Annotated in this window: 15 protein-coding genes and 2 pseudogenes; 7 read left to right on the forward strand and 10 right to left on the reverse strand. The window is 62.3% G+C overall.

The annotated features are described in order from the left end of the window. The first annotated feature begins 70 nt into the window (after positions 1-70). From glcD to glcF, 3 genes are read left to right on the forward strand one after another with little or no spacing between them, the layout of a single operon-like run. Positions 71-1570: a glycolate oxidase subunit GlcD gene (gene glcD / locus HU715_RS11715; RefSeq protein WP_186706247.1), complete on the forward strand. Its 1500-nt coding sequence runs from the start codon at positions 71-73 to the stop codon at positions 1568-1570. Continuing rightward, on the forward strand, positions 1570-2634 hold the full coding sequence (glcE, locus tag HU715_RS11720) for a glycolate oxidase subunit GlcE (protein ID WP_186706246.1): 1065 nt from the start codon (positions 1570-1572) through the stop codon (positions 2632-2634). Before glcD ends, glcE begins: the two co-directional genes overlap by 1 nt. Before the next feature lie 3 nt (positions 2635-2637). Further along, a complete protein-coding gene (gene glcF, locus HU715_RS11725) occupies positions 2638-3855 on the forward strand; it encodes a glycolate oxidase subunit GlcF (RefSeq protein WP_186706245.1) in 1218 nt (405 codons plus the stop codon). 20 nt (positions 3856-3875) lie between these two features. Here the strand turns inward: glcF and arsJ are convergent, their stop codons facing one another. The 5 genes from arsJ to HU715_RS11750 all read right to left on the reverse strand — a co-directional run bounded on the left by arsJ (position 3876) and on the right by HU715_RS11750 (position 8763). Continuing rightward, a complete protein-coding gene (gene arsJ, locus HU715_RS11730; RefSeq protein WP_186706244.1) occupies positions 3876-5096 on the reverse strand; it encodes an organoarsenical effux MFS transporter ArsJ in 1221 nt (406 codons plus the stop codon). Positions 5097-5105: 9 nt separating this feature from the next. Continuing rightward, positions 5106-6110, reverse strand: a complete 1005-nt coding sequence (locus HU715_RS11735) for an ArsJ-associated glyceraldehyde-3-phosphate dehydrogenase (RefSeq protein ID WP_186706243.1) — start codon at positions 6108-6110, stop codon at positions 5106-5108. A gap of 102 nt (positions 6111-6212) precedes the next feature. After that, positions 6213-6575 (reverse strand): metalloregulator ArsR/SmtB family transcription factor, encoded by a 363-nt coding sequence (locus tag HU715_RS11740; RefSeq protein WP_186706242.1) that lies wholly within the window; start codon positions 6573-6575, stop codon positions 6213-6215. Positions 6576-6881: 306 nt separating this feature from the next. Further along, entirely contained in the window at positions 6882-7511 is a 630-nt protein-coding gene (locus HU715_RS11745) for a LysE family translocator (RefSeq protein WP_186706241.1), read from the reverse strand. A gap of 85 nt (positions 7512-7596) precedes the next feature. After that, positions 7597-8763: an MFS transporter gene (locus HU715_RS11750; protein WP_186706240.1), complete on the reverse strand. Its 1167-nt coding sequence runs from the start codon at positions 8761-8763 to the stop codon at positions 7597-7599. Positions 8764-8858: 95 nt separating this feature from the next. On the opposite strand from HU715_RS11750, the gene HU715_RS11755 reads away from it, so the two are divergent. Continuing rightward, entirely contained in the window at positions 8859-9752 is an 894-nt protein-coding gene (locus HU715_RS11755) for a LysR family transcriptional regulator (protein WP_186706239.1), read from the forward strand. Between the two features lie 12 nt (positions 9753-9764). On the opposite strand, the gene HU715_RS11760 is transcribed toward HU715_RS11755, so the two are convergent. Further along, positions 9765-10154: a MerR family transcriptional regulator gene (locus HU715_RS11760; RefSeq protein WP_053121793.1), complete on the reverse strand. Its 390-nt coding sequence runs from the start codon at positions 10152-10154 to the stop codon at positions 9765-9767. Positions 10155-10199: 45 nt separating this feature from the next. Next, on the reverse strand, positions 10200-10571 hold the full coding sequence (locus tag HU715_RS11765) for a carboxymuconolactone decarboxylase family protein (protein ID WP_225917636.1): 372 nt from the start codon (positions 10569-10571) through the stop codon (positions 10200-10202). A 301-nt stretch (positions 10572-10872) separates the two neighbouring features. On the opposite strand from HU715_RS11765, the gene HU715_RS11770 reads away from it, so the two are divergent. The 3 genes from HU715_RS11770 (at position 10873) to HU715_RS11780 (ending at position 13658) form a co-directional block, all read left to right on the forward strand. Next, a complete protein-coding gene (locus HU715_RS11770; RefSeq protein WP_186706237.1) occupies positions 10873-11397 on the forward strand; it encodes a transporter suffix domain-containing protein in 525 nt (174 codons plus the stop codon). Positions 11398-11581: 184 nt separating this feature from the next. Then, positions 11582-12601 carry an HlyD family secretion protein gene (locus HU715_RS11775; RefSeq protein WP_231987749.1) on the forward strand — a complete coding sequence of 340 codons (1020 nt, stop codon included), beginning with the start codon at positions 11582-11584 and terminating at the stop codon, positions 12599-12601. Continuing rightward, positions 12591-13658 (forward strand): DUF2955 domain-containing protein, encoded by a 1068-nt coding sequence (locus tag HU715_RS11780; RefSeq protein WP_225917590.1) that lies wholly within the window; start codon positions 12591-12593, stop codon positions 13656-13658. Before HU715_RS11775 ends, HU715_RS11780 begins: the two co-directional genes overlap by 11 nt. A gap of 5 nt (positions 13659-13663) precedes the next feature. On the opposite strand, the gene HU715_RS27650 is transcribed toward HU715_RS11780, so the two are convergent. From HU715_RS27650 to HU715_RS27660, 3 genes and pseudogenes are all read right to left on the reverse strand, one after another. Continuing rightward, the gene (locus HU715_RS27650; protein ID WP_437182512.1) at positions 13664-14575 is read right to left on the reverse strand and encodes a sensor histidine kinase; all 912 of its coding nucleotides are present in this window, start codon (positions 14573-14575) and stop codon (positions 13664-13666) included. Next, a pseudogene (locus HU715_RS27655) lies at positions 14576-15073 on the reverse strand (response regulator transcription factor); the annotation flags it as partial. A gap of 51 nt (positions 15074-15124) precedes the next feature. Next, a pseudogene (locus HU715_RS27660) lies at positions 15125-17437 on the reverse strand (sensor histidine kinase); the annotation flags it as partial. Positions 17438-17451 lie beyond the last annotated feature (14 nt).

Genomic DNA, 17451 nt, shown 5'->3' on the forward strand with positions numbered 1-17451 from the left:
GGCCAATGATGCAAGTCAGCCGTATCGGAACAGACCTCTCATAAAAACAACTGAGTGTCGGCCACGAACCATGAACATTCTCTACGATGAACGTGTCGACGGCGCCCTGCCTGACGTCGATAAAAACGCGCTGCTACAGGCCCTGCAAGCCCAGCTGCCGGACCTGGAAGTCCTGCATCAGCGCGAAGCACTCAAGCCGTACGAATGCGACGGGCTCTCCGCTTACCGCACCACGCCCATGCTGGTGGTGCTGCCGCGCCACGTCGACGAGGTCCAGGGCGTGCTGCGGCTCTGCCACGAGCGCAAAGTGCCTGTCGTCGCCCGTGGCGCGGGCACCGGTTTGTCCGGCGGTGCGCTGCCGTTGGAGAAAGGCGTGTTGCTGGTAATGGCGCGTTTCAACAACATCCTGCACATCGACCCCGCCGCCCGTACCGCGCGGGTTCAACCGGGCGTGCGCAACCTGGCGATTTCCCAGGCGGCCGCGCCGTTCGGCTTGTACTACGCGCCGGACCCTTCCTCGCAGATCGCCTGTTCCATCGGCGGCAATGTCGCGGAGAACGCCGGTGGCGTGCATTGCCTCAAGTACGGGCTGACCGTGCACAACCTGCTCAAGGTCGACATCCTCACCGTCGACGGCGAACACCTGACGCTGGGCTCCCAGGCTCTCGACTCGCCCGGGTTCGATCTGCTGGCATTGTTCACCGGTTCCGAAGGCATGCTCGGGGTGATCACCGAGGTCACGGTCAAGCTGTTGCCTAAACCGCAAACGGCCAAAGTGCTGCTGGCGGCCTTTGATTGCGTTGAAAAGGCCGGGCGCGCCGTGGGTGACATCATTGCCGCCGGCATCATCCCGGGCGGCCTGGAAATGATGGACAACCTGGCCATTCGCGCCGCCGAAGACTTCATCCATGCCGGCTACCCAGTGGACGCCGAAGCCATTCTGTTGTGTGAACTCGACGGCGTGGAGGCCGACGTCCACGACGACTGCAGCCGCGTGCGCCAGGTATTGGAACAGGCCGGCGCCACCGAAGTACGCCAGGCTCGCGACGAGGCCGAGCGCGTGCGTTTGTGGGCCGGACGCAAGAATGCGTTTCCGGCGGTGGGCCGCCTCTCGCCGGATTACTACTGCATGGACGGGACGATCCCGCGCCGGGAGCTGCCCGGTGTGCTGCGCGCCATTGCGGCGTTATCGGCCGAGTATGGCCTGCGGGTCGCCAACGTTTTCCACGCCGGCGACGGCAACATGCATCCGCTGATACTGTTCGATGCCAATCAACCGGGCGAGCTCGATCGCGCCGAAGCCTTGGGCGGCAAGATTCTTGAGTTGTGCGTGGAGGTTGGCGGCAGCATCACCGGTGAGCACGGTGTCGGCCGCGAGAAAATCAACCAGATGTGCGCGCAATTCAACAGCGATGAGCTGACCATGTTCCATGCCGTCAAAGCCGCGTTCGATCCGAGCGGGCTGCTCAACCCCGGCAAGAACATTCCGACGCTGCATCGCTGCGCCGAGTTTGGCGCCATGCACGTTCATATGGGTCAGTTGCCCTTCCCCGACCTGGAGCGTTTCTGATGGGCAGCGAACAGGATTTCGACGCCAGCGCAGCGCTGCTGGAACAGGTCAACCAGGCGCTGGAGAACGCCACCCCGCTACGTATCCAGGGCGCCAACAGCAAGGCATTTCTTGGCCGTAGCGTGACAGGTGAAATACTCGACACCCGCTCGCACCGGGGCATTGTCAGCTACGACCCGACTGAATTGGTGATCACCGCTCGCTGTGGCACGCCATTGGCAGAATTGTCCGAAGTGCTCGACGCGTCGCAGCAGATGCTGCCTTGCGAACCGCCCGCCTTCGGTGAAAACGCCACCGTCGGCGGCATGATTGCCTGCGGACTCTCAGGGCCACGGCGCCCCTGGTCAGGCTCGGTGCGCGACTTCATCCTCGGCACACGGGTCATCACGGGACAAGGCAAGCACTTGCGCTTCGGCGGCGAGGTCATGAAAAACGTCGCCGGCTACGATCTGTCGCGCCTGATGGCCGGCAGCTATGGCTCGCTTGGCGTGGTGACCGAGGTGTCCCTCAAGGTCCTGCCAAAACCGCGACAGACCTTGAGCATCAGCCTGGAGATGGACGCCGCCCGGGCCTTGCTGCGCCTGGCGGAATGGGGCCAGCAACCGCTGCCGATCAGCGCCGCGTGTCACGATGGCCAACGCCTGCACCTCAGGCTCGAAGGCGGCGAAGGCTCGGTGGCGGCGGCCCATGACCGTTTGGGCGGCGAACGGCTGGACTCTGCGTACTGGCAAGACCTCAACGAACATCGGTTGAGTTTCTTCGATGAGGACCTGCCTCTTTGGCGCCTCGCCCTGCCCCATGACACGCCTCGGCTGCCCCTGCCGGGCGTGCAATTGATCGATTGGGGCGGCGCCCAGCGTTGGCTCAAATCCGCGGCCGAAGCGACCTTCATTCGCTCGGTCGTGGAGAACGTCGGCGGGCATGCGACCTGCTACACCCCTGGCCTGATCGACAGTCCCTTCCAACCGCTGCCCGACGCCCTGATGCGCTATCACCGGAACTTGAAGCGACAACTCGATCCACGGGGCCTGTTCAACCCAGGGCGCCTGTACGCGGAGCTTTGAACCATGCAGACCACTTTGAGTGACGACGCCCGCCAGCTACCCCGCGCCGAAGAAGCCGAGCGCATTCTGCGCAGTTGCGTGCACTGCGGTTTCTGCAATGCCACCTGCCCGACCTATCAACTGCTGGGTGATGAACTGGATGGCCCGAGGGGCCGCATCTACCTGATCAAGCAGGTGCTGGAAGGCAACGAGGTCACGCACAAAACCCAGCAACATCTGGATCGTTGCCTGTCCTGCCGCAATTGTGAAACCACCTGTCCTTCCGGCGTCGACTACCACAACTTGCTGGACATCGGCCGGGCGGTGGTCGATGCGGCAGTGCCGCGCCCGCTCGGCCAGCGTCTGTTGCGCGAGGGGTTGCGCGGCGTGCTGCCCAATCCCGGGCTGTTCAAAGCGCTGGTGCGCAGTGGCCAGGTGTTCCGCGCGGTGCTGCCCAGCACACTGCAAGTCAAGTTGCCGCGCAACGTGCATCCGGCGAAGCCACGACCAACCACCCGTCATGCCCGGCAAGTGCTCATGCTCGAAGGCTGCGTGCAACCGAGCCTGTCGCCCAATACCAATGCGGCGGCTGCACGGGTACTGGATCGGTTGGGGATCAGCGTCACCGCGATTGACGAGGCCGGTTGTTGCGGTGCGCTGGACTATCACCTGAACGCCCAGGCCACCGGCCTCGACCGTGCCCGCCGCAACATCGACGCCTGGTGGCCGCGCATTGAAGGCGGTGCCGAGGCCATCGTGCAAACCGCCAGCGGCTGCGGTGCCTTCATCAAGGATTATGGTCATCTGCTCAGCAGCGATCCGGCGTATGCCGACAAGGCCGCAAAGGTCAGCGCCCTGGCCAAGGACCTGGTTGAGGTACTGCGCGGCGAACCGCTGGATAAGCTCGGCGTACACGGCGACCAGCGCCTGGCCGTTCACTGCCCCTGCACATTGCAGCATGCGCAAAGACTCGGGGGCGCGGTCGAAGCGATCCTGGAGACGCTCGGATTCAACCTGACGCCGGTGCCCGACAGCCACCTGTGCTGCGGCTCGGCGGGCACTTATTCACTGACCCAACCCGAACTGGCTCGGCAACTGCGGGACAACAAGCTCAATGCCCTGGAAAGCGGACGCCCCGACGTCATCGTCACCGCCAATATCGGCTGCCAGTCCCACCTCGACGGTGCTGGGCGAACCCCTGTCAGGCACTGGATCGAACTGGTCGAAGCCGCGCTGCCTTGACCGACAAAATCGGAGGGGCCTCAAATCGCCTTGGCATGCCTGGGTAATGCCATGGAAATCAGCGCAGCCAGCAATACGAAGGCGCTCGAGATCCACAAGCACGTTTCCAGACCGTACATCTGATAGACCCAGCCGGAGAGTACGGTGCCAATCAGTCGTCCCAGGGCGTTGGACATGTAGTAGAAACCCACGTCCAGCGACACGCCGTCTTCCTTGGCATAGGACACGATCAGGTAGCTGTGCAGGGACGAATTCACCGCGAACAGCACGCCAAAGACCATGAGGCCGCCGAGCAGTACCGTCTGTGGTGACCACCCGGTGCCGAGCCCAAGGGCAATCAAGGCTGGCAGGCCCGCCAGGGCAAGGGCCCACCCAAAGGCTGCACGACCATCCGGCACATGCCCGTTTTTCTTGCCGGTGATGTGGGGGGCGAAGGATTGCACGATGCCGTAGCCCATCACCCAAGCCGCCAGGAAGCCACCGACCTTCCAGAAATCCCACCCAAAGACGCTGCTCAAGTACACCGGCAACGCCACCACGAACCAGACATCCCGGGCACCAAACAGGAACATCCGCGCCGCCGAAAGAATGTTGATTGCCCGGCTTTTGGACAACAGATCCCGAAACCTGGGCTTGGCTTTGGCCTTGCCCAGGTCCTTCTTCAACAACATCAAACTGCTGGCCCAGATCAGCGTCAGGACAGCCGCCATGGCCAGCAACGCACCTTTGAAACCGACCAAGGCCAGCAAGGCGCCGCCAAGAAAGAAGCCGACGCCCTTGAGGGCATTCTTCGAGCCGGTGAGGATCGCCACCCACTTGTAGAGCTTGCCCTGCTGCCCATCGGGGACCAGTAGCTTGATCGAGCTCTTGGCACTCATCTTGTTCAGGTCCTTGGCGATCCCCGACAGCGCCTGGGCCCCCATCACCCAAGGGATGGTCAGCCAGGCCAGCGGAACCGTGAGCATCAACAGCGCCGCGACCTGGAGGCCCAGCCCGATGTTCATGGTCCGGTTCAGCCCCAATCGAGCGCCCAGATAACCACCCACCAGGTTGGTGATCACGCCAAAGATCTCGTAGAACAGAAACAACGCGGCGATTTGCAGTGGGCTGTAGCCCAACGCGTGAAAGTGCAGCACCACCAACATGCGCAGGGCGCCGTCGGTGAGAGTGAAGGCCCAGTAGTTGCCCGTCACGAGCAGGTACTGCCGCACGTGTGGCGCGAGGGCTGAGAAGGCTTTCATGGCCGCTCCTCAGACGGCCAGACCGACCAGCCTGGCCAGCTCGACGGTGCGGTTGGCATAACCCCATTCATTGTCATACCAGGCATAGAGTTTGACCTGGGTGCCATTGATGACCATGGTCGACAGCGCATCGATGATCGATGAGCGCGGGTCGGTGCGGTAGTCGATGGACACCAGCGGACGCTCCTCGAAACCGAGGATGTCTTTCAGTTCGTTCAGGGAGGCATCCTTGAGCAGTTGATTCACCTCTTCGACGGTCGTGGCCCGCTCGACTTCAAAGACGCAGTCCGTCAGCGAAGCATTGGCCAGCGGCACGCGCACCGCGTGACCGTTCAGGCGTCCACGCAACTCCGGGAAGATCTCGGCGATGGCCGTGGCCGAGCCGGTGCTGGTGGGAATCAGGCTCATCCCCGAAGCACGGGCACGACGCAGATCCTTGTGCGGCTGATCGAGGATGCTTTGGGTGTTGGTCAGGTCATGGATGGTGGTAATCGAGCCGTGGCGAATGCCGAGTTTTTCGTGGATAACTTTCACCACCGGCGCCAAACAGTTGGTGGTGCACGAAGCTGCGGTGACGATGCGGTGCAACGCAGGATCGAACAGGTGCTGGTTGACGCCCATGACCACGTTCAACGCACCGCTCTCCTTCACCGGCGCGCAGACCACCACCCGCTTGACGCCCTGATCCAGGTAAGCCTGCAACACGGCCACGGTTTTCATCTTGCCGCTGGCTTCGATCACCAGGTCGCAGCCCGACCAATCGGTGTCGGCGATCGCTTTGTTGGCCGTTACCTTGATGCGCTTATTGCCGATAACGACGCTGTCGCCCTCGGCGCTGGCTTCATTGTTCCAACGACCATGCACCGAGTCGAAGTTGATCAGGTGCGCATGGGTCGCCGCATCACCTGCCGGATCGTTGATCTGCACGAATTCAAACTCTGGCCAGCTCCACGCTGCTCGCAGAGCGAGGCGACCGATCCGACCAAAACCATTGATGCCTACTTTGATAGTCATGTTGTTGTGCTCTGTCTCTGTTGTCAGCGGGGGGGTGCCTGGCACGGGTTGGCGTGGCCATTGCCACCTTCGGCGTGCCGTTCGGAGGCGATACCAAGCGACCTAGTTTGCACAGCACATGACGGCCCGTTCAGGACGATCACCCATTTCATCGAGGCGCTTGGCATCAAGGCTTAACCAATGCCTGTTACTTTCGAGCGTAGTGGCCAGCACGTGGTGAACCCAATCAGGCAGGTTCGGGTGCAGCCGGTAATAAACCCATTGGCCCTGTCGACGGTCCGAAAGCAGACCACACGTGCGCAACTGAGCCAGGTGCCTGGAGATCTTTGGCTGGCTCTCGTTCAACGCGCAGGTCAGTTCGCAAACACAAAGCTCCCCTTCTGCGGTGATGAGCAGCATCGTGCGGACACGGGTTTCATCCGCCAGGCATTTGAAAACGGTGGTGGGTGTCAGAGGGTTAGCCATATCGATCTCAGCGTTCGGTTTTTACCTGGACGAACGTCTTGATGCGCTCATGAATGCCATGGAGCGTACAAGCTGCATATTCGATTTGGCGAATATATGGTTTTCCGAATGCAAGGTAAACAAGCAGCCGCCAATTCATCCGACTTGAGCCGGTAATACGCAGTCATCAAATCGACAAATGCCCTGACCTTGGCGGGCCGGTTCCGAGCATGGAGGTCTAGCGAAATGTCAGCAGCGGACGCTCGCTGACTTCGAGGACGCTAAGCGGCAGGCCATGCCTGAACCACTGGCAGTACGACATTCGGCTCAAGCCGGATTGGAAACAGCCAGCTTGAGCCCAAACGCGACAAAAACACCGCCCGTGAGCCGATCAAGGGCCTTCAGGGCCGCCGGGCGTTTCAGGAAATTGCTCAGTGGCACCGTCGCCGCCACCAGAATGCCGAACCAGGCCAACGTCAACAACACATGTAACGCCGCAAGGAAGAAGGAGTAACTGGCCACGCTCGCGCCACTCGGGACAAACTGTGGCAGGAACGTGATGTAGAACACACCTATCTTGGGGTTCAGCAGGTTCGTCAATAAACCGCGGATAAAGGCGTCACGCGCAGAGGCAGCCACGCTCTCGCTCCCCTGCCCTTGCAGCGTTGTCCTGGGCCGCAGCAGCAGTTTGACGCCCAACCAGACGAGATAAGCTGCGCCGACAATTTTCAGCGCAAGGTAAGCCCACTCCGAAGCGTGCAACAGGGCGCCGAGCCCCAGTGACACCGCGGCGCCCCACACCAGGCAGCCGAGCACGATACCGAGGGAAGCCATCGCCGCCGAACGTCGACCGCCAGTTGCGGTAGCGCGAAGCACCATGGCGGTGTCCACGCCGGGGGTCACCGTGAGCACTGACGCAGCGGCGATGAAGGCAAGCAGCAGGGATAAGTCGCTCATTTGGATGTCCATGGCAGTCGGCAGCCGGTCCGGCTACCCACTCTAATGAGCCACTTGGAGTCTGGTCAAACGATCCGTGTATCCATCACACCGCCGCAGCCGCACCAACCCTTGAACGCCAGGCAAAAGCCAACACCATCAACAGCCCCAGGCCAGCCACTGCCGCTCCGGCCAGGGAAATCGCGGGATACCCCAACCCCGCATTGATCACCGCACCGCCGAGCGCCGCGCCAATCGCGTTGCCGAAGTTGAAGGCACCGATATTCACGGCCGAGGCCAGGTTAGGCGCGTCCTTGGCGGCTTCCATCACGCGCATTTGCAGTGGCGGCACCAGGGCAAAACTGGCGATGCCCCAGATCAAGATGGCAACCGCAGCAGGCAGCGGCCAACGCATCAATACGGTGAAGGCCAGCAAGACGAGGATCAGCACGCTCAGCGAAACGATCAAGGTGCGGTCTATCGAGCGATCCGCGGCCTTGCCGCCCCACATATTGCCCAACGTCAGCCCCACACCGAACAGCACCAGCATGGCGGTGATGAAAGGGGTGGATGCATGAGTCTCGCTGCTCAGGATCGCAGCGATGTAAGTGAAGACGGTGAACATCGCACCTGAGCCAACGACGGTCAGGGCCAACGCCCCCAGCACCGGACCACGACTCAATACTCGGATTTCGGCTAGCACACCGTTGCTTTTCGGCGCCGGCACATTGGGCAGGGCGAACCACAACGCGGCCATCGCCACTACACCCAGGCCAGTAATCCCCCAGAATGCGCTGCGCCAGCCGAACAGTTCGCCAAACCAGGCGGCCAGCGGCACGCCGCCGATGGTCGCCAGGGTCAGGCCCATGAACATGGCCGCGACCGCGCCGGCACGCTTGTCCGGGGCGACCACGCTGGCGGCGACGATGGAACCCACGCCAAAGAACGCGCCATGGTTCAGTGAGGTCACCACCCTGGCGACCATCAGGCTGTAGTAATCGGTCGCCAGCGCTGACATCAGGTTACCCAGGGTGAAAATCGCCATGAGTCCGATGAGCAGATAACGCCGGGGAATCCGCCCGGTGGTCAGGGTCATCAGCGGCGCGCCGAGCAGTACGCCAAGGGCGTAAGCACTGACCAACAGGCCCGCGGCGGGAATGGAAACGCCGAGATCGGCAGCGATGCCCGGCAACATGCCCATGGGGGCGAACTCGGTTACGCCGATGCCAAAGGCACCCATGGCGAGTGCGATAAGTGGTGGATTGATACGCATTGGAAGGCTCCTCATCTATGCCGCAAATGCTACGATCCAGCCTTTCCAGGCGGTAGATGGCATTTTTGGCAATCACCTTTGCTTAAGGAGCACAAATGGACTTCAACGGTCGCTCAGGTGAAATGGCCATGTTCGTCACGGTGGCGCAGGAAGGCAGCTTGTCAGCCGCCGCACGTGCATTGGGGCTGACCCCGTCGGCGGTCAGTCGCGTCATCGCCCGTACCGAACAACGCCTTGGCACTCGCCTGCTGTTGCGCACCACGCGAGCGATCACCTTCACCGCCGAGGGCGAGGCTTACCTGCGCGGCGCCCGGCGAATCCTGGCCGACATGGCCGAGGTCGAAGAAGCCGTCGCCGACCAGGGCGTGCCCAAGGGCCGTTTGCGGGTCAGCGCCGCCCTGGGTCATGGGCGGCAGACCATCGTTCCTCTGGTGGCAGCCTTCAGCGCCCGTTACCCGAATATCGTTGTCGACCTCACCCTCGGCGATGAAGTGGTCGACATCCTCGGCGGCCAGGCCGACGTGGCGGTACGCTTTGGCCACTTGCCCGACAGCCCGCTGACCGCGCGCAAGATCGGCGACACCGGTCAGGTGGTGGTGGCTTCGCCCGAATACCTTGAGCGCCATGGCACACCCCGGGAACCGGAAGACTTGCTCCGGCACAACTGCCTGCGCTTCAACTTCCGGCGTGCCGAACCCAACTGGCCGTTCACCCGTGACGGCAGAGCGTTTTCCTTGAAGGTCAGCGGCAACATCGAATGCAGCAGTGGTGAGGCACTGGCACAACTCGCACGGGTAGGTGCTGGCATCGCGCGTATCGGCGATTTCACCGTGAGCGAGGACCTGCAGCGCGGCGACCTGATACCGCTGCTGGAAGAATGGAACCCCGGAGACCGGGAGCCGATCCATGCGGTGTTCGTCGGTGGCTCGGCGATGCCGGCGCGGGTACGCGTGTTCGTGGACTTTCTGCTGGAGCATCATCGGATGTGAACAGCCGCCCTCCTAGAACAGGTGCGAAACATCCTCCCCCGCTTCAAGCCCACGGTAATAATCAATCTTGACTTGCAATGCAGCCACGGCGTTTTGCATGGCAACCACTTCGGCTTGTACCTCCTGTAAATGGCTCTCCAGCATCTGGCGGCGTTGGGCAACGGTGGAATCCCCGGCGCTGCGCAGCTTGGCGAACATCTGCATTTTGCCGATGGTCATGTGAGTGGTGCGTAGACGCAGCAGAAAATCAAGCCACGCCATATCAGTCGGTGCATAAAGGCGTTGCCCGCCGGCCGCTCGGGCGACCGGTGCCAACAGACCGATGCGTTCGTAATAGCGCAGGGTATACGCCGTGAGGCCGGTACGCTTGGCGACCTGATTAATCGTCTGGTAGGCGTTCATAAGCACTGTCCTTGGCCATCGGTGTTGGTCATGCAGGGGGCCCGCTCACTGGGGACGCGCGGCGATCTTGATGCCTCGTTTGGCGAACACTTCCCGCGCTGCGCTAATGCCATTCAACGCGCTTGGAAAGCCAGCATACACCGCCATCTGGATGATGATTTCAACGATTTCCTCAGGTTTACAACCGACATTCAAGGCTCCCTCTATGTGCACCTTGAGTTGCGGTTGCGCGTTCCCCAACGCGGTGAGGGCCGAGATGGTTGCCAGCTCGCGTGTGCAAAGCGCGACGCCAGACCTGGAAAACACATCACCGTAGGCGAAATCGACTATCCACTCACCCAGCTCGGGCGAAATATCGCTCAGCGAGTTCACCACGGTGTTGCCGGTGGCTCCGGTGATTTTTTCCAGGGTCTCCATGCCCTTCGCTCGTCGACTATCCGGCTCGGTTGCCGGCGCTACAGTTACGCACGCTGAAAGCACGAGCCCGGTTGCAACGCTAAGTTTTTTAAATGTCATGGCCTATCTCCTTGTTTAAGCCGCACAACGGAACTGGCCGTTTTGGCGGTGCAACAAGAAGGCTATTGGTTAGAGCGCGCTCTAAGTCAAGCGCCTGGTGCCAGGGGACTGTTGTTAAAAAAACGCGGCGACAGTCCAGCTGCTAAGCTCAGTTTTGCTCCAGACCATACCCACAATAATGTCTAAACGAAGGTAAGGCAGCATGACCACGGCTCAGCCCCCGGCAACGTCAAAGTCCGCGAAATGGCGCTTCAAGCTAGGCATCGCCATCCTTTGTCTGATGCTCTCGCTGTGGTTGTTGGTGCCGCTGGCAGCGGCTGCGGATGTGCCCCGCTCCACCATCGCGGCGATCACCGGCGCACTGTTCATCATCAACAAGGTGCTGTTGCTGCTGGTCATCGCAGTGATGGGCAAGGCGGGTTTCCAGGAGCTCAAGCAACATGTGTTCGGCTACGTGTCGGGCCTTGTGCCCAGCGCCGAGCTGGAGGTCAGCGTTACCCGCCACCGTATTGGCTTGGTGATGTTCTGCTTGCCCTTGGTGTGCTCCTTTCTCGAACCCTATGTCGACGCTTTCGCACCCGGCCTGCGTCCCAATAGCTGGGCATTGCAACTGCTTGGCGATGCACTGTTGGTGAGCAGCTTCTTCGTCCTGGGTGGCAATTTCTGGGAGAAATTGCGCGCGCTGTTTATCCGCACCGCACGGGTCACTAGCGCTGACCCGCTCTGAGCCAACGCCCGGACCGCCTCCCCCCGGCGCGCTGTCAGTTGTTCTTGAAATGCCATGAGTTGCAGGTGCCGATATGCCCGGAACACAGAATTCGCCCGTTTCCTTCGAGCCAGAGCGCCAAACTGAACCGCCGCCTGAAAAGCCTGCGCCAGCCAATCCTCTGCGACGCATTGCGCTAGGCGTTGTGATATTGATCGCCGTGCTGTTCACCCTCTCCATTTTCATGGAGCGACGCACGCCCTCGACGTCACAAGCCGTGGTGCAAGCTTATGTGGTCGAAATGGCTGCCGAGGTGGGGGGCCGTGTGACAGAAATCGCGGTGCTCGACAATGCCCGGGTGAAGGCCGGCCAGGTGCTGTTTCGTATCGACCCGCAACCCTACAAGCTTGTCGTCAACGAGGCTGAAGCGCGACTGGAGGAAACCGGCCAAACCTTGGGTGCCAGTACTGCCTCGGTGGATGCCGCCCAGGCACAGCTGGTGTCCGCGCGGGCGCAGCGCGACAACATACGCGAGCAAGCCCGGCGGGTGAATCAATTGGTCGAGCGCGGTGTGTTCGCCCCCGCCCGCCAGGATGAATCCAAAGCCTCGCTGAGCTCCGCCGAAGCGGCCGTGAGCAAAGCCCAAGCCGACCTGGAACGGGCCCGCCAGCAACTGGGGCCCAAAGGCAACGACAACCCGCAATTCAAGCAAGCCCTGGCCGCGCTGGAAAAAGCCCGGCTCGATCTGGTGCGTACCGAAGTCATTGCACCCGCCGATGGCGTGATCACTAACCTGCAGCTCGCCATTGGCCAAGTCATCAGCGCTGGCCAACCGGCACTGACCTTCATCGACAGGGGCACGGTATGGGTGTCTGCGGCCTTCAAGGAAAACAGCCTGGAGCATGTGCAGGCTGACGACCCGGCGGAACTGGTGTTCGATGTCTTGCCGGGCCGGGTATTCAAGGGTCATGTCGAAAGCGTTGGCTGGGGTGTCGCACAACAAGATAGCAGCAACGCCGCACTGCCCTCCGTGCGCAACCAGAGTGGTTGGGTGCGCGACCCGCAACGCTTTCCCGTACGCCTGATCGTGGAGGAACCGCACCCGATCGGCCCACGTTACGGCTCGCAGGTAACCGTGGTGATCTATACCGATGACAACCCCATGACTAACGCGCTGGGGGCATTGATGACACGCCTGGGCGCCTGGCTGAATTATGTCAATTGATGGGTCAATCGATGGGCAAGCGGCGCTGGAACTGCTGCGGATCAAACGCCAGGGATTGCGCGTCGCCCTGGCCGTGACCGTAGGCTTGTGCACGGGTCTGGTCCTGGGTGACATCCTGCCCTTTCTCGCGCCCTTGTTTGCCATCCAGTTCCTCTTGGCCAGCCGCCGCGCACCCGCATTATCCCAGGGGCTGATCACGCTGCTGGTGAGTCTGCTGACCGGCGCGCTCTTGGTGGTCATCACCGGCATGTTCGGTGAGCGCCCGTGGGTGCTCCTGCCGTCGCTGTGGCTGTTTTATTTCGCCTGCTTTACCGCCCAAGGCCGACAACTGGGCGGCGCGGGACCGGCGCTAATGCTGGTGATTGCCATTGTGGTGCCGATGCTCGATACCGTGCAGCGCGATCTGGGCGAGTCCATCGTGCTCGTTCTGGTCAAGGCGGTCAGCCTGGGTTTGCTACTGACCTGGGGCGCCCATGCGCTGCTGCCCGACCCTGCGGGTGAACAGGCCGACCCGCAACGCGCTCAGCCGCGCGAGCTGACGCTGGTGATTCGCCAGGCCATGGCCAGCGCGGCGATTTTGCTGGCCATGATTGCGCTGTGCCTGAGCGATCCACGATTGGCCACAGCGATGGTCGTCCCCATCACGGTGGCCTCGTTGCTCAGCCAGCTCTCTCTGGACATGAGCAGCCGCAGCGCCCTCGGTCTGGTGATGGTCAATCTGCTGGGTGGGGTCGTGGCTTCCTTGGCCTTTACGCTGTTCGAACTGCGGCCGACCTTGTGGCTGGTGGCGCTGATCCTGCTGCTGGTCAGCCTGCTGTTTGCCGGCAAAGCCGCCGTGGGTAACACCGCTGGCAAGGTATTCGGCGCAGGGCTCATGACGTTCCTCATCTTGTTCGGGCTCGGTGTATCACCGTTGCCGACAGAAACGCCCCAGCTGTTTTCCACCCGCATCGCCTACGTGCTGCTGGCGGTTGTCTATGCGATTGGCCTGGCCGCGCTGCTGTGGCCAAGCGCGCGCGTGCAGCAGCCCATCGCAGCCACCAGGTCCGGCGGGTAAAACCTTCACTCATGGGTCGCGGACATATCGTCGACCGGCTGGATGTGCCGGTTCGGTGTGCTTCGCTGGCTCAGCGAAGCATCAAGAGGAATATCGAGGGTAAAGGTTGCGCCCTGTCCCGCCCCGTCGCTGTGCACGGTCAAGCTGCCACCCATTTCCTGCGCGGCCAGCGCGCAGCTGTGCAGGCCGAAACCGTGACCGTCTTTGCGAGTCGTGAAGCCATGGGAAAAAATACGCTTGAGGTGCTCAGGCGCAATCCCATTGCCGTTGTCGGCTACCGTGATGCGCAATGCTCCGTCAGCGAGGAACGCGCTGAACGTGACGCATGGGCTGCGATCGACCACGCTGTCCAACGCCTGCCTGGCATTGTTGATCAGGTTGACCAGAATCAGCAGCACCCGATGCCGGTCCAACGGCAGCAGGGGCAAGTCGGCAAGGTCCTTGACCACCGTCACCTCCCGGCGCGCCAGTAATCCCGCACTCATGCGCAAGGCATCGTCGATCAGCGCTGCGACTGGCACTGTCTCGACAATACTGACGGCGACGGCATAGGACTGCTGGGCCGCGACAATGGTTTTGATGTGGTCAATGCCCTTGGTGAGTTGCCCGAGCTCTTCGATGATGCCCTCTTGCTCTTCCGTCACCACCTTCGCCAGCTTGAGCAGGTAATCGGGCAGCATCTTTCCCTTGTGGTCGTTGGTGAGAAAATCGCTCAGGTCATGGACGTGTTCGCTCATCAATTGAGCTACCTTGCCCAGCCCCTGGGCCTTGGAGGAACGCATCTGACTGCTGACCAGCTCTGCCGATACGTTCACGCTGTTGAGGACATTGCCGACGTTGTGCAGCACAGTCGTGGCGATTTCGGCCATGCCCGCCTGACGGGATTTTGCATGCAGTTCGGTTTGCACCTGGCTCATGCGTAGCGCCGCGCGCACACGGGCCTTGAGCTCCAGCGGCGAAAAGGGTTTGGCGATGTAGTCATCGGCGCCACTCTCCAGCCCGGAGATGCACGCCTCGCTACCACCGCGGGCGGTCACCAGGATCACGGGTAAATGGGCAAAACCGGCGCTGGCCTTGATCCGTGCGGTCAGGCCAAAGCCGTCAAGCTTCGGCATCATCACGTCCGAAACCACGACATCGATGGGTCGAAGCTGCAGCAGTGCCCAGGCCTGCTCTCCATCCGTTGCGGTGGCGACCGTATAGTCGTCGTGCAACAGTTCGCTGAGATAGCTGAGCATTTCCGGGCTGTCGTCGACCACCAGTACTTTGGATCGCAAGGCATGTTCCGGGGGCTGCTCGTCGTCTGTGCCTGGCGTCGATGCCCGATCGTTGCGACTGCCCTGGCGACCGTCGTCAAAGCGCAGGTGGCGCTGCTCTATTGTGCTGGTTGTGCTTGGCGACGATCGCTCGTGCATAGGGCTGGCTTCGGTCGGCACAGTGTGTTGCTCAGCCCCCAGCGGCAGCCGGACAAAAAAACACGAACCTCGTCCGGGCTCGCTGTTGACGCCGACTTCGCCCCCCATCAGTTCGGCCAGGTCCTTGACCAGGGCCAGGCCAATGCCTGTGCCGCTGTAATGGCGCGTGGCGGAATTGTCGATCTGGGAAAACCGCTGGAACAGCAGCGGCAGTTTGTCCGGCGCAATGCCAATCCCCGAGTCTTGCACCGCGAGTTCGAATCGCTCGCCATCCATTGGCGTCACGGCCAGGTGCACGGTGCCGCCAGCGGGCGTGAACTTGATGGCATTGCTGACCAGGTTGAGCAGAATTTTCTCGAAGTGTCGGGGATCCAGGAACACCGTGCCGAGCGCGGGATCGATGCTGCAGGTCAAGGTGCAGCCCTTGCCCTCGGCCACCATGGCGGCATCCTCGGCCAGCACCCCCACCACCGTGTTCAAGTCAATGGGCGTTGGGCACAGTTCAAACTTGCCCGCTTCGGCCTTGGAGAAATCGAGGATGTCATTCACCCGGTTCATCAAGCGCAGCGCATTGCGTTGGGCGCGTTCGATTTGCACCCGCCAGTCCACTGGTGGGGTGGTCGCCGCCGAAAGCTGCTCCAGCGGGGCGAGAATGAGGGTCAGCGGAGTGCGCAGTTCGTGGCTGACCGTGGCGACGAAATCACTCTTTGCCTGGTTAGCGGTCTCGGCCTGGTTGCGCGCCTGAATGAGTTCGACGGCTTGCGCCTCCAGCACTTCGGTTTGTTGGTGCAGCGTGTCGGTCCGTTCGGCGACCATCCTTTCCAGGGAGGCCTGGACTTGCTGTCGTTCGGCCTCGGCCTCGGCCTCCAGCACGCGGATGCGCAGGGCATTCTCCTGGAACACCCGTACGGCGCGAGTCATGATGCCAATCTCGTCGCCGCGTCCGGCGCTGGCGATCTCGGCGTTCAGGTCACCGGCGGCGAGCCGGCGCATGACCGAGGCCAGGGCCACGATGGGCTGCGCGACAAATCGCGACGTGCTCCAGGCGATGGCGCCGGCCAGCAGAATGGCGACGGTGCCCGCAAGTATTGTCGCAAGCATGCTGCGATCATTGTGGATCACGGCGTCGGAGCGCGCTTGGCCTGCGAAGCGCGCCACCAACAGGCCGGCGCTCCGTGCTTCGTTGCGAACCTGATCGCGCGCGCCGCCCAGGGCATTGCTCGCCTGATGGAACCTGGCGAATGCCGCCCGGTAACCGGCAATCTGATCGCTGACCGTCAAGGGCGTAGCCTTGGCTTGCAGCCCCACGGACGAAGGGAGCACCCGAGAGAGGCGGGAAAGTTCGTCCAGGATGGCACCGACCGAACTGGCGATCTCGGTCGACGGTGACAGGCGAAACGACAAAGTCTGCGCCTCCAGGGTGGCGACACGCTCGGCGAAACGCTTGGACAACGCGGCGGCATTGTGCAGCAAACCGGTGGCTGCCTGAATGTCGCTTGCGTCATGGGCGACCTGCCCCTCCACGTCAGCCAGCATTGTCTCGAGGCGCTCAACCACATCCCCGACGACAGCGAGATGCCGCAAAGCCTCGTCCCCCCGGAGCTTGGGCGCTTCGCCAAGATGCTCGACCGCCCGGCTGGCAGCAGCGAGCGCCGTCGCCAACTGGCCCAGGGCCTCTCGCTCCTGTGGCGCCCCCATCATTTCACGCAGTTGTTCGACCACGGGCTGGAGTGCCGCGCCGGCACTGCGCGCCGCAGTGCCGGCCGCCCCGTCACCGGTCACCAGCACCCTGGCCACATTGGCGGTGATGATCCGTTCGCCGTTGCGCAGGGTGTCCAGGATGCGATGGGCACTTTCGATATTGCCCGCCCGCGCTTCGTGCTCAACGGCGCGGGACTCGACTCCCTTCAACCCATCGGCGATGCCCTGTTCGACCAGGAGGGTCGCCTCTCGCATCCGGCCGTAGTGGGCTGTCATGTTTTCCGTTTCGCCCTCCATGGTCAGGCTCGCCGCCCGCAAGGCGGCGATCGCCGCGGCGAGCCGTTCCAGACTGCCCTTGAGCGAATGCGCCTCGGCCACCGGAATGGCGGAAAGACCGGCGATAGCCGCCGCCACCATGCCTTCGGCCTGGGACAGGCTTTCCTGGTCGCGGGTGGCAATGAAATTTTCCACCCGTCCGGTGGCCCCGTTGACCGAGGCCAGGATTTCCGCGGAATGGCTGGCGGAATCCACCGCACGTACCATGCCGCGCAGGCCGTAGAGGTTCACCAGCGACACCGCCAGCATCAGGAACACCAGCGCGGCGACCGCCAGGCCAATCCTGACGGCAATGGGCCTGTCTGTGGCGAGTTGGAATGTCACCATGGCCCCTCCCCGCT

It is taken from the genome of Pseudomonas zanjanensis (assembly GCF_014268745.2).
Classification (GTDB): domain Bacteria; phylum Pseudomonadota; class Gammaproteobacteria; order Pseudomonadales; family Pseudomonadaceae; genus Aquipseudomonas; species Aquipseudomonas zanjanensis.